The sequence below is a fragment of the Pseudofrankia coriaricola genome, from assembly GCF_001854805.1.
In the GTDB taxonomy this organism is placed as follows: domain Bacteria; phylum Actinomycetota; class Actinomycetes; order Frankiales; family Frankiaceae; genus Pseudofrankia.
Genome location: NZ_MBLO01000118.1, coordinates 1 through 12,903, shown reverse-complemented (window position 1 = coordinate 12,903; position 12,903 = coordinate 1). Strand labels below are relative to the sequence as shown.

Genomic DNA, 12,903 nt, shown 5'->3' with positions numbered 1-12,903 from the left:
CGACCGCACCGCCAAGCCCTACCGCTGGACCTACACCGGCGAACCCCTCAAAGCCGCCTGACAACCCCAGCAAGACTTACGCGGGGCAGCACTAGTGGTGCGACGTAGGGCGGGACGCCGAGTCGGACTCCCAAAGGCCCAGGAGTTGCCGAAGCCGAACAGGAAGCTGAGTCCCATGACCAGCATCATGATCGCGGTCACGCCGGAGGCAGCCGAGTTCCTCGTCCCCTTGCCGAGGCGATCGGCCGGGCTATCATCGGACGCGATCATCGAGCGCCTCCCCGTACCGGGAGCTTAAAATTGCCCTCGATGATGAGCCTGCCGGACGCCGAACCGCTGGTCAGTCCTGCACGGGTCTGGTGCGTACCCCGTTGGGGGCACGCGCAGGGTCAGGCTGGTCACCGCCCTCTTGGCGGCTTCGCCGGAGGTCGCGATGTTGCCCCGGGGCCGAGCCCCGGACCCCACGGCAGCGGGCTTCGGTCCTTGGGCCCCGACCCGTAAACGGGGTTCCGCGGCGCCGCGCAAGAGGCGGGCTGGTCCGATTCCAACTTTCCTGGTGCCTCTGTTTCCGCATGCCGGACACGGGCACCACGCGACGCATGCGGCTACTTCCATCGTCGACCAGATCGACGCCGGGGACCACGACCGCACCTCAGATCCAGAGATCCTCGCTTTCCCGACCGGTGCACCCATCTCTGCCAGTACAGGAGGAAAGTCATCACCAAGCCTGAGGTCCGGCTGGTTCTGCGTTATTAGAAGGGCGGGACAACCTACGGGGTCCAGCGTTTCGCTCATCGGGCGTAGCGCGGCRGGTACGCTGCGTTGACTGGGTTGTCGACCGGTTGCCTAACCGGCCGCTGAGGCGGTCGGGCGTGGAGGTCGAGGGTGGCGCTGCCATCGTTGCCGGAGAAATTCGTGCCGCGGCTGGACCTGCTGGCCAGGGCCCGATCCCTCTTGGTGGCCGATCCCTCCCCCGGCGGCGCTGGGCGCCCGGAGCCGCAGCCAGCGCCAGGCCCCGTGGCCGCGGGCGCCAGTTCGGCGGTGGGCCTGGTGGGAATGGGTGGAGCGGGCAAGTCGACGCTCGCCCGCGCGCTGCTGGTCGATCCGGCCCTTCAGGAATCGTTCCCCGACGGACTGCTGTGGGTGAGCGTCGGCCAGGATCCTGACCTGGCGTCCGGCCTGACCCGAGTGGCCTCGGCGCTCGGTGATCCGGGCCCGATCACGGACGTCGCGGCGGGCCGCGAGCGGCTGCGCCGGCTCCTCACGACCGGCCGCCGGCTCCTGGTCCTCGACGACGTCTGGGATGCCGACGCGCTCCTGGCGTTCGACCTGGGCCTTCCCACGGTCCGGATCCTCGTCACGACGCGCAGCCGCGACGTGCTGCCCGACGATGCTCCGATCGCCGAGGTCGGGACCCTTGACGACGAGCAGGGCCGCGCGGTCCTCGCCAGCTACGCGGGGACTGCCCCTTCGGACCTGTCACCCGAGGCGGACGGCGTGCTGGCCGGATGCGGCGGCTTGGTGCTCGCGCTGGCGGTGGCCGGAGGCATGGTCGCCGACGGTGCCAGCTGGGCCGATGTCGCCGAGCGGCTCAGGCGCGCGGACCTCGCCGCGCTGACCACCAGATTCGCCGGCTACCCCTACCCGGACCTGTTGCGGGCGCTCGACGCGAGTGTCACCGCGCTGCCTACCGGGGAACGGGACCGCTACCGGGAGCTCGCCGTGTTCTCCGGACGCGGCCCCGTCCCGGCGGAGGCGGTCGTCCGCCTGTGGCGCGCCACCGCCGGGTTCAGCGAGGCGGCCGGCAAGGATCTGATCAACCGGCTCGGGCGCCGGTCCCTGGTCCAGCTCGACGCGGGCGCGGTGACGTTGCACGACCTGGCGTTCGATCACGTGCGCACCAGTCTTGGCCCAGGCCAGCTCCAGGAGCTGCACGCCCGGTTCGCCACGGCGTTCCTGATCGACTGGGGTGGCCTGCCCGGCGGTCTCGCCGCGCTGCGCGGACGCGACGCGATCGGCCAGCCCGACCGGTACGCACTGAGCGAGCTCGTCGCTCACCTCGTCGCGGCCGGCCTGGACGACGAGATGCACGCGCTGCTCGCGGCCCAGTGGCCCGGACCCGGTGGCACCGCCGAGAACACATGGTTCGTGCTGCACGAACAGGCCGACCTCCCGGGCGCCTACCTCGCGGACGTACGCACCGCGTGGACGCGGACCGCAACGGCCGCGCCCCAGGACGGGATGCCCGCGGTGGCAGCGGACGCAGCGTACGCGGACGCAGGGTCCGCGGACGGGGAGGCGCCAGACGCGGAGACAGCCCGCCTCCATGTGCTCGCGCTTCGATACGCGCTGGTCTACAGCTCCGTCGTCAGCCGGGCCGGCAACTTGCCAGGCGCGCTGCTGCGACGGCTGATCGAGGCCGGGCGGTGGCCTGTCGACCGGGCGTTGGCGTACGCCCGATCACTCGCCACGGCGACCAGCCGCGCGGCGACGCTGGCCGTGGTCGTGCCCTTCCTGCCGGTGGACCGGCGGGACGCGGTGGTGGATGAGGCATGGGACACGGTGGCGGCCGGCGTCCCCGCCCGGGAGCGGGTCGCGGCCCTCGCGACGATCGGCGACCTCCTCGAGGCCGACCGCTGGTGCGCCCTGGTCACCGAGGCGGTCGACAGCCGCCTGGTCATCACCGACCCGGAGGACCGGGCCGCCGAACTGGCCCGGCTCATGCCGTACCTCCCGCGGGACCAGCGCACCAGCGCCGCCGCCGCCGCCGCGCTGGCCACCCTCACCGCCGTGGGTGACACCTTCCACCGTGCCTTCACCCTCGGAATGCTGGCGCCGCACCTGCCCGCCGAGCACCTGCCGGCCGCGCTGGAGATCGCCCTCGCCATCGATGAGCCATTCCACCAGGCCGGGGTGCTCGCCGAGCTTGCTGATCGCCTCCCGGCGACGCTCTTTCCCGCCGCGTGGGCCGGGCTACCGGACACGCCTCGGTGGAGCCGGCAGGCGCGGGCACTGGTCTCGCTGGCCCGTCACCTGCCAGCGGATGAACGCGCGGCGGTCATCCAGCGGGCCTGGGCGGCGTCGTCCGGTACGGGGGTCATCGCCCGCGAGCAGGTCGGCATCATGGCGGTCCTTGCGCCCCACCTGCCGGCGGCTGACCGGGAAGCGGCTATAGCCGAGGTATGGCGGATCGTGGGTGATCAGCTGACCCACACGGACGACACCGCGCGTGCCTCGGTCATCGTCGCGCTCGCTCCCCATCTGACCGGCGATCTGCTTGCCGAGGCGGTCGAGGTCGCCGCGGCCATCGGATGGGGCCAGTGCCGGGTCGAAGCGCTGACCGCGCTGGCCCCGCATCTGACCGATGCCCTGGCGGACCAGGCCCTCGCGGCCGCCGCGGCCCTCGACCGCCCACACGAGCGGAATCGGACCATCGCCCAGCTGGCCCCGCACGTGCCTGAGCGGCTCCTGCCCCGAGCCTTGGCGATCACCCGGACCGTCGACCCGCCGATGCATGGCGCGGGGGTCCTGACCGAGCTCGCGGCCCACCTGCCCGCCGGCCCGCGCGCGAGGGTGCTGGAGGCGGCACTGGCCGCCGCCGGTTCCGTCGAAACTCCCGCGATGCGAGCGATCGCCCTGTCACGACTGGCGTCCCAGCTTGACCCGGCATCGCTTGAGCGGGCGCTCGCCGCGGCACGGGCGATCGGCGAGCCCGTCGCACGAGTGAAGGCGCTGGCCGGGCTGCTGCCGTACCTTCCGGCCGAGCAGCAGGCCGAGGTGCTGCGCGAAGCATGGGATGTCGGGTACGGCGTCACCAGGTGGCCCGAGCGGGGAACCGTGCTGGCGGCTCTGGCGCCCCACCTGCCCGACGATCTCGTCGCCGTCGCGCTGGAGGCCACGATCGCGGCCGGGGCCGATCTGCAGTTCTCGCCGGTAACCACCCTCGCCGCCCTCGCCGAGCGGCTGGCCGCTCCCGCCCGGCGCGCCGCCCTCCTGCCTCTGCTGTCCCGTCTCGACGTGAATCGGGGCCTCTATCCCCGGACCCTCCTGCTGCTCGCGCTGGCGCCCGCGCTCACCGAGGCGGAGCGCTACGACCGGTTCTCCGCCTTGCTGGACGCCATCGGCGCCGCGTCCGCGCCGATGCGGGTTGTAACCCTTGAGAAGATCGGCGCGAGGCTGCCCGCGGGCCTGTTCGGCCGAGCCGTCGAGCTCGCCGCCAGCACCGACCACCGGCAGGGACCGGCCCAGGCGTTGAAGGGCCTTGCACCATATCTGCCCGACGACCTGGTCCCGGTCGCGCTGACCACGGCGTTGTCGCTCGAACACCCCGGGACGCGGGGCCGCGCGATCGCCGGGCTCGCGCCCCGGCTGCCGGCCGAGCTTGCCCGGCGCGCGTTCGACGCCGCGCTCGCGATCGACACCGGGCCCGGTCGATCGGAGGCCTTGGCCGGCCTCGCTCCTTACCTTCCCGAGGATCTTCTGCTCGCCGCGGCGGAGACCGCCCGCCGGGACTCGTCAACCGCGGCCGCGACGGCAGTGGCGGCGGCGGCACGCGGCCTCCGTTCCGCGGGTTGGGACCGCTTCCGCGCCGCCACCCTCGCGGACTTGGCCCGCTCCAGCCGCGCAGAGGTCATCGAATTTCTCCCGACGATGCTCAGCGCCGCCCCGGCCGGCACCGGCCCGGCAGCCGTAGCCACGGCCACCGTCGACGCCCTGACCGACGTACTGCGCTGGTGGCCATAGCCAGCCTCAGGGCGGGCCTACGCGGGTACCGCCAGCGCTGGGGCGGGGTCTGACCAGCGGTAGGTGGTGTGGAAGAAGCCGCGGACGGGGCGGCCGGAGATGGCCAGGTTGTGGCTGATGGGGACGGGGCCGGCGGGGTTGGCGGTGTCGAAGGAGAGGACGACGTCGTCGGCGCGGTCCAGTGGGGTGTTCGGGTCGTAGACGCGCAGGGTGACCGCGGTTCCGGACTGCTCGTAGGCATAGGCCAGGACCTGGTGGTTGAAGCCCAGCTTCACCGGGTCGGCGGAATGCACGGTAATGATCCCGAGGGCGGAAAGGCGGCCGGAGTCCAGGTCGAGGCGGACCTTCGGCCACTCGTCGACGACCGTGATGCGGCCGATGCCCGCGCGTCGGCCAAGCGCCCAGACGACGTCCGCGTCGGCCGTTCGCTGCAGACGGTAATAGGTCAGCGCGCCGCGGGGGAGGTCCCAGCTCGCGAGCAGACGGCGGACGATGTATTTGTACAGCGGTGATGCCGGGAGTGGCGGCGTGACGTCCGTCGGCGGCTCCCTGCCCGCCTCGAACAGATCGCGCACCGCGAATATCATGCCGCCGCACAGGCCACGGCTCGCGTCGCCGATCGGGATGCCTCGGCCCACGCCGGGCACTCGCACGGTGATGACGGGCTGGTGCGGGAAGCGGTTGGTGAAACGAAACGCGGACTCGCTGGGCAGGAAACCCTTTGCCTCGCCTGTTGCCGTCGCCATCGCGATCGCATCGGCCATGCCGCCCCCGCCCTGCCGTTGCCGGACCGGCGGCCCATTCCGGTCATCAGGTGTCCGGCGAGGCACCAGACCCCGCCCGTCCCCCTCACGGTGAACCGATCGCCCGCGTGCGCGCAAGGGGGTCCAGTGGAAGCCGGAGCGCGGTGGGTGGCGCGTGCGGCGGGCGGCCTCAGCTCCAGATGTCGCAGTGATGGGCCGACCAGGTGCCGGCGGCTGGGGCGGTCTTGCCGGGGGTGAGCAGCAGGCGGTCGTCGCCGGAACGGACCGCTGGGACGTCGAAACGTGGCCAGGCCACCGCCGAGCCGGTGGCCGCGCCGGCGCCGTTCGGATTCCCGGTCGCCGCGAAACGGGTCCAGTAACCGATCATCGTCTTCGACAGCGCGTGCTGCTTCGGCGTGGTCAGCTTGCTGTTGAGGCCGGGCAGCAGGAAGTCGAGGTCCGCGCCGTGGGTCGCGCCGGCGCCGAATTCGGGACTCGCGGCCGGCCGCTCCGGGACGTCGAACTCGTACAAGTACGTCGGCACTCGCGCGATCGCGGCGGTGAGCTGCGCGAAGGTGGTCGTCTGGCACGTGAACATCAAGTCGGTGATGATCCGCGACAGGCGCTCACGGGCGGGCACCTTGCCGGGTGGGTAGGCGGCGAGCACCCGCTCGGCACGGTCGGGGAACTGAGCGCGGACGATGCCGTCCACTCCGAAGTCGGTGATCGGCCCCTGGTTGGCCCAGTAGGTCGTGAACGGCCGCCCTTCGTCGTGGACCGTGCCCATCAGCATGGGGACGTTCGCCAGTTTCCCATTCCATAACGCCTGGGACGGGGTGAGTGGCAGCGTCTTGCCACCGACGGCGGGTGAAAACGGGAACGGATTGAAAATCGAGACGTCAACAGCCGACGACGCCATGATCTCGGTCGCCGGACGGAAACGCAGGCAGAACGCGGCCGTCGCCGCGTCGACACAGCCGAGCCGGTTTGCCAGGGCAGTGCCGGTCTGCGATGCGGCCGCCATGGTCGGGAGCTTCCAGCCGCACGGCCCGCTCTCCATGATGGCGCGCTGGAACAGTCCGTTCGCGGCAGGAGCGGCCAGAAGCGCGCAGACATTGATCGACCCCGCCGACTCTCCCATGATCGTCACGTTCTTCGGGTCGCCGCCGAACGCGGCCGCATTGTTTCGGACCCAGCGCAGTGAGGCGGTCAGATCCTGAGTGGCGTAGTTGCCGGCGTCCCCGCCGCTCTCCTGAGCCAGCGAGGGCAGGACGAGATACCCAAGCGCTCCGAGGCGGTAGTTCGTGGTGACGACAATCGCCGGGCCACCCGTGGTGAGCGCGGTCGGGTCGGCCTGCTCGCCGGTCCCGCCGACGAACGCGCCACCATGAATCCAGAAGATCACGGGCAGGTGGCCGTCCGTCGGTGCTCCCGCCGGCCGGGAGACCGTCAGGTACAGGCAGTCCTCACTGGACAGCATGCTCAGCGTGCCGGTCTGCGCGCAGGCCGGTGCGCCGCGGCTCCCGTCGCGAATTCCCTGCCATGGCTTCGGCGGCGCCGGCGCGGCCCAGCGCAGCATCCCGACGGGCGGCGCGGCGAACGGAATCGCGTGGTACCGATCCACCTCACCAGCGCGGACACCACTCACCAGGCCGCCGGCGGTGGCGACGACGGGTGGCTGTCCTTTCGGGTCCGCGCCGAACGTCGGCGCGGCTCCGACCGAGGATGAGGATGCCGACGGCGATGACCGGCCAGCCGCGTCGGGGCCACCGCCGCCACCGGGCAGGCAGGCGCTCGTCCCGGCGGCGACCACAGCCAGCGTCACCACGGTGGCGACGGTGTTGGCAAACCATCCGTTCCGGCGCCCGCGGGGTGGAGCCCGGCGTGCGCGCCGGCTGGTCCGGTCCACGGGCGCGAGTCGCGCGTGCGAGGAACGCGAGGAAGCGGCGACCCGCCGCCAGGCCATCACGACGGCCGGCGTCAGCCGACGCCGGCCGGCAAGGATGCCGGCGACTTGGATGCGCGCACCATCGGCCCCACTCCCTGACCAGGCGGTTTGTCCACCGCGCTCACGGCTCATCCCCGCCATCCGATGGCGTGCGGGACCCGCGGTGCCGCGTGGCGCGAAGGCAGATCTCGGCCTTTGACAGTAGTAGGAGGCGGTTGGCGTTCGCCGGGGACGTCCGGCTATGGCCGCGGGGGCTCGCTGTGGACGGCCGGGCCGTGGCCGCCCGGAGTTCATCAGGTGTTCGTATCCAACGGGCGCCAACCTGCTGGCGGGGTGACCACGCCGCGACCGCGACCACGACGGGAATCTGGTGGGAGGGCGACCCGGCGGCGCCGGCCGGCCATCTCACTGTTGATGTGGCCAGCCAGCATCACACCTCGAAGCGATGAGGCGATACGGGCACCGCACACGGAGCACCTGGATCACGGAGCCGGTACGTTTGCCGCTCGCCAGTCGCCTACCGGTCATTTCCACCGGCTGGCCATCACGTCGGACTAGCCTCGCTCCAAGTCGCCGTCCGTGCGGAAACCGCCGGCTGGCCGGATTCACATCGCAACCGCCTGGGCCTGGTCACGGGCCCCGTTTCCAGGAGTGCAGCTATGGGTCTGTTCTACCGGGGCTGGAGCTCGTTCGGCCCGTTCAAGTTCAGCGGTGACGGTACCGGCGTCAAGCAGGTCAGATTCACGCTCGGCCGCATCGACTGGTGCCTCTGGGCGAAGGACGGCTGGGGTCGTGACTCCAGGATCGACCTGCCCGGCGCGATCGACTACCGCAACAGCAACTAACCCGCGACAGCTCGCAGAAATATCGGGTGACGTTGGCCGGCCGGATTCACGCCGGGCCACGACCGTAACCGTGACGCGCGTGCAACGGCGACGCGGCGGCAACGGTGACGCGGCGGCAACCGCGAGGGCGGTTGCGCCGGCGGCCGCATTCCCGAGGTGCGTGCGGCGGGCCGCGCCGCTGTCAGGACGACGAGCGGTGCGATCGGCCGGCGCGGAGACGGCGCCACCCGGACGCACCCGGCCCGATGCCGCGGATGTGCACGGGATCGCCCGAGGCCGCTGGCGTGGCCACGGCCGGCGGTTCGGCGCCTGGATCGGCGACGTGAGACCCGGCGTGTGGGCCGTCGTTGTCCGCGGCGGACAGCTGCCGCGGCACCGTGGGCTCGGACGCGAGCGGGCGCCGTTCGATGAGCAGCATCGCGAGGTCGTCGCGCAGGTGCCCGCCCGCATGCCGGGTGACGCGTTCGGTCAGCCGGTCGAGCGACTCCTCAAGCGTGCCATCGAGCAGCACGTCGAGATGGTCCTGGAGTGGGAAGAACTCGCCGCCTGGCGAGCGGGCCTCGATCAGCCCGTCGGTGAAGAGCAGCAGTCGGTCCCCAACGGCCCAGTGCCCGGCCGTCGGCGTGAACCGTTCGGCGAGCCCGAGTGGGGGGCTCGGCGACTTCAACCGCACCTCTTCGCCGGCCCTCTCCTTCTTGCCGCCCATCACCTCGGCTCCGTCGGGGGGCCTCCTGGACAGATGCATCGGCGGGTGGTGACCGGCCGAGCAGAGGCTGAGCCGCCCGTCGGGATGAATGTCAAGCAGCAGAGCGGTGACGAAGTCCTCCGCGTCCGCCTGCCGGTTGACGGCCTGGGCGCAGGCCGCTGCCACCTGCTCCGGCTCAAGCCAGGTCACCGCTGCCTCACGGAAGGCGCCGAGGACGACCGAGGCGAGCCGCACCGCCGGCAGGCCTTTACCGCGGACATCTCCGATGATCACGCGAATGGTGTGCTTGGTGGCGACGACCTCGTACAGGTCTCCACCGATGGAGGCCTCCTCGGCCGCCGACAGGTAGCGGGCCGCCAAGGCGGCGCCTTCGATCGTGGTGGGTACCTCTGGCAGCAGCGCGCGCTGGGCGACGTCGGCCACCGCCCGCACTTGGCGCAGCTCGGACTCACGGTGGCGTAGTTCCGACTCCCGCAGGCTCCTGTGCACCGCGATCCAGACGGCCACGGCGGACTGCGCGACGACGAGCCCGACCGCGGCCAGGTGCTGGGACTGGCCGAGCCGGTGGTCCCAGATCCCGGAGAGGACGGCCATGACCACCGCCAGACCGCCGATCGCGGCGGTACGCCGTGGTCCGCGGGCTCCGGAGACGAGCAACGCAGACAGTCCGAAGTACCCGGCGAGGGTAACGTTCGCGAGCAGACCGATGCCTACGGCGCATGCGAGCACGGCGAGCCCGAGCATCAGCGCACGGTCCGGCTTCCAGGGCATGAGGCATTCTCGCCGTCCGGTCACCCGCCCGTCGCAGGTACCACCGGATTCGCCCCGTCGATCTGCGTAACGGCGCGATCGAGACATTCGCGGAACGCCTGACGTGCGCGTGTCAGCACCTGGCGTAAGGCCGACGGCCGACCGTTTCCCCGCTGATCCCTGGACCTTGGTCGTGCGGCTCGTGGATCAGCGGGGAAACTGGGGTCTAGTCGCGAGCGGCGCGACGACGGCGCAGCCAGACGGCGGCGGCGACGGCGGCCAGGGCGGCGCCGGTGCGCCGGGCGGCCACCGGGTGGTGACGTGCCTGCTGGCTGACCGTGCGGACGGTCTTACCGCTGGTCGCGACCGTGCGCTCGGCGCTCGCGGCGATCCACGGGTGCTCGCCGGCCTGCTGGCGCATGTTCTCGACGGCCCGGTCGCGCGCCGCGACGGTCCGCTCAGCCGCGGCGGCCAACCGAGGGTTCTGCGCCGCCTTCTCCTTGGCGGTCGCGACCGCCGGGGCGACCTTCTCCTTCGCCGTGGTGACGGCCGGGGTGACCTTCTCCTTCGCCGTGGTGACGGCCGGGGTGACCTTCTCCTTCGCGGTCGTGACAGCGGGGGTGACCTTCTCCTTCGCCGTCGTGACGACCGGGGCGACCTTGTCGCGCACGGTGGTCACGGCCGGGGTGACCGCGGGGACGACCTTGTCACGCACGGTTGTCACCGCTGGCGCGACGCGGTCCCTGGCGCCGGCCAGCACGCTGGCCGCGGTGTCATGGTGCCCGTTGGGATGTTCGTCGTGGTGCTCGTTCGGGCTGGCCTCGGCGGTGGCGGCCGCGGACTCGGTCCCTCCGCGTTGGGGGTCTGTGGGTTCGGTGACGCCGCCGACCTTCTGGATCTCTTCATCCGATCTAGAAGGGACCCCAAACTGGGTCCCGGCGTGGTCAGACGAACTGTTCTGTTCGGTCACCCTAGATCCTCCTTGATCCTTGATGCCACGCCCCCGCCACAACCTCGCGGACTATGCGAGACGGATCGCGACCGGCAAGTACACATTCGGTGGGTTACCCATGGTGCTACGGAGATAGTCCGCTGTTGTTCGTGAGATCGACACCCTTCTGGCGGTGAGACGACAGGAGGAGCGCCCCGCCAAGGCCCGCGGTCTCGCTCTTAGCGGGCCGCGGTGGGCGTGTCACAGCGGTATGGATCCCCGCTACAGCGGCACGGATCCCTTGACCAGCGCGTTTCGCGCGAAGGCGGTGGCGAGAGGCTCACGTTCGGTTACGGTTTTCTTCGTCGGCGGAGCCGGCCTTCGGCTGGTGTGAAGCCGACGAGGTCGGCTGGTGGCCGCGCCCGGGCGCGATGTCACGGTCGTGCCGGAGGGGAGGTCGGGGTGCCGGACGACCTGCTGGGACTGCGGGGCCAAGCGGCCGCGCTCGCCGCCGGGGGCGTTTCGTCGAGAGAGCTCGTCGGCGCCGCTCTTGACCGGATTCAGGCGACTCAGTCGACCCTCAACGCCTTTCGGCGGCTGCGTCCGGAGGCCGCGCTTGCGGAGGCGGACGAGGCCGACCGGCGGCTGGTGGCGGGCGAACGGCTGCCGTTGCTGGGTGTTCCCGTCGCGATCAAGGATGACACCGACCTGGCTGGCGAACCGACGGCATTCGGTGCCCGGGGCGAGTTCCCGCCTCAACCCGCCGACAGCGAGATGGTGCGCAAGCTCAAGGCCGCCGGCGCCGTGATCGTCGGAAAGACGAATACACCGGAGTTCGGCCAGTGGCCGTTCACCGAGGGGCCGGCCTTCGGCGTCACCCGCAACCCGTGGGACCTCGACCACACCCCCGGCGGGTCGTCGGGCGGCGCGGCAGCGGCCGTGGCGGCCGGGCTGGTCGCGGCGGCTGTCGGCTCGGACGGCGCAGGCTCGGTGCGGATCCCTGCGGCCTGGACCAATCTCGTCGGCATCAAGCCACAGCGCGGGCGGATCTCCAGCGCGCCGGTCGCCGAGCAGTTCAACGGGCTGACGACGTTCGGCCCGCTGGCGCTGACCGTCGCCGACGCGGCCATGCTGCTCGACGTCCTGTCGGGCAGCGCGCCGGTCGACCGCGACCACCCGCCGCCCCCCGACGAGCCGTTCCTGGCCTCCGCCTCCCGTGAGCCGCGCCGGTTGCGGATCGGTCTGTCACTCAAGGTGCCCTACAGCGGCATGCCGGCGCGGCTCGACCCGATGGTGCGTACCGCCGTGGAATGGACCGCCACCGCGCTCGAGGCGCTCGGGCACGAGGTCGTGCCAGCCGAGCCCGCCTACGGCCTGCTCGGCGTGATCTTCCTGCCGCGGTCGCTCGAGGCGATCGACGACTGGGCCCACCGCGTCCCCGACCCGGAACTGCTGGACGTCCGGACCCTGGCCAACGCGCGCACCGGCCGGATGCTGCGGCCACTGCTGCTCGCCTCGCGGGCGGCCGAGCCGGTGTCGCGGTGGCGGATAGGGCGGATCTTCCGCTCGGTGGACGTACTGCTCGCCCCGACGACGGCGGTGCCGCCGCCGCGGACAGGCGAGCTCAACCGGGCGACGAGCTGGGAGACCGACCAGGCGATCGTCGCCGCCTGCCCGTTCACCTGGCCATGGAACGTGCTCGGCTGGCCGGCGATCAATGTGCCGGCCGGCCTCACGTCGGCGGGCCTGCCGTTGGGGGCGCAGCTGATGGGCCCGGCGAACAGCGAGAGCCTCCTGATCTCGCTCGCCGCTCAGCTGGAACGCGAGCAGCGCTGGTACGAGTGCCGTCCCGGCCAACGCCTCGGAGCGACCCCCTCCACCGCGTAGATGGGAGACGCGCCTCCCCGGAGGTCGCCGGCAAGCCTCTGATCAGGCGCGAAGGCCACTGCGGCTTCGGACTGGTGACGGAACAGCGGGACGCACCCGAGCTGTGCGGGGAGGCGGACCTCCGCGGAGGCCCGGCCACGAGCGAAGCGATGTGGCCCCGCAAACGCGGTCGTCTTCGGCCTCGCGACGTGCAGCGGGACGCAACCGGGCTGGGCGCGGAGGCGCGCCTCGCGGAGGCCCTCCTACGAGCGAAGCGACGTAGGGGGGCCGCAGCGAGGTCGCCGGAGCGCCCGTGAGCGCAGGAGGACGGCGCGCGGAGGTCCCGTGGGAGCGAAGCGAGTACGGGGCCG

At 72.0% G+C, this 12,903-nt stretch carries 7 protein-coding genes; 3 read left to right on the top strand and 4 right to left on the bottom strand.

What is annotated here, in order from left to right; translation table 11 throughout:
- Positions 1 to 1,050 precede the first annotated feature (1,050 nt).
- Positions 1,051 to 4,743 carry an NB-ARC domain-containing protein gene (locus BCD48_RS17665; protein WP_131804026.1) on the top strand — a complete coding sequence of 1,231 codons (3,693 nt, stop codon included), beginning with the start codon at positions 1,051 to 1,053 and terminating at the stop codon, positions 4,741 to 4,743.
- Positions 4,744 to 4,760: 17 nt separating this feature from the next.
- Here BCD48_RS17665 and BCD48_RS17660 read toward each other — a convergent pair whose 3' ends face one another.
- Both BCD48_RS17660 and BCD48_RS17655 read right to left on the bottom strand, forming a co-directional pair.
- Positions 4,761 to 5,507, bottom strand: coding sequence for a hypothetical protein (locus BCD48_RS17660; protein WP_071049506.1), 747 nt, complete (start codon positions 5,505 to 5,507; stop codon positions 4,761 to 4,763).
- A gap of 169 nt (positions 5,508 to 5,676) precedes the next feature.
- Positions 5,677 to 7,314: a carboxylesterase/lipase family protein gene (locus BCD48_RS17655; RefSeq protein WP_071049510.1), complete on the bottom strand. Its 1,638-nt coding sequence runs from the start codon at positions 7,312 to 7,314 to the stop codon at positions 5,677 to 5,679.
- A 779-nt stretch (positions 7,315 to 8,093) separates the two neighbouring features.
- On the opposite strand from BCD48_RS17655, the gene BCD48_RS17650 reads away from it, so the two are divergent.
- Positions 8,094 to 8,279, top strand: coding sequence for a hypothetical protein (locus BCD48_RS17650; protein ID WP_071049504.1), 186 nt, complete (start codon positions 8,094 to 8,096; stop codon positions 8,277 to 8,279).
- Positions 8,280 to 8,460: 181 nt separating this feature from the next.
- Here the strand turns inward: BCD48_RS17650 and BCD48_RS17645 are convergent, their stop codons facing one another.
- Complete coding sequence (locus tag BCD48_RS17645) at positions 8,461 to 9,756, bottom strand: PP2C family protein-serine/threonine phosphatase (protein ID WP_071049502.1); 1,296 nt, start codon at positions 9,754 to 9,756, stop codon at positions 8,461 to 8,463.
- Between the two features lie 205 nt (positions 9,757 to 9,961).
- Positions 9,962 to 10,705, bottom strand: a complete 744-nt coding sequence (locus BCD48_RS17640) for a hypothetical protein (protein WP_071049501.1) — start codon at positions 10,703 to 10,705, stop codon at positions 9,962 to 9,964.
- 423 nt (positions 10,706 to 11,128) lie between these two features.
- On the opposite strand from BCD48_RS17640, the gene BCD48_RS17635 reads away from it, so the two are divergent.
- The gene (locus BCD48_RS17635; RefSeq protein WP_071049500.1) at positions 11,129 to 12,553 is read left to right on the top strand and encodes an amidase; all 1,425 of its coding nucleotides are present in this window, start codon (positions 11,129 to 11,131) and stop codon (positions 12,551 to 12,553) included.
- The last annotated feature ends 350 nt before the right edge of the window (positions 12,554 to 12,903 follow it).

Excerpts from the sequence above, each read along its gene's own strand:
- BCD48_RS17645 (WP_071049502.1), bottom strand. The coding sequence starts at position 9,756 with ATGCCCTGGAAGCCGGACCGTGCGCTGATGCTCGGGCTCGCCGTGCTC.
- BCD48_RS17650 (WP_071049504.1), top strand. The coding sequence starts at position 8,094 with ATGGGTCTGTTCTACCGGGGCTGGAGCTCGTTCGGCCCGTTCAAGTTC.
- BCD48_RS17660 (WP_071049506.1), bottom strand. The coding sequence starts at position 5,507 with ATGGCCGATGCGATCGCGATGGCGACGGCAACAGGCGAGGCAAAGGGT.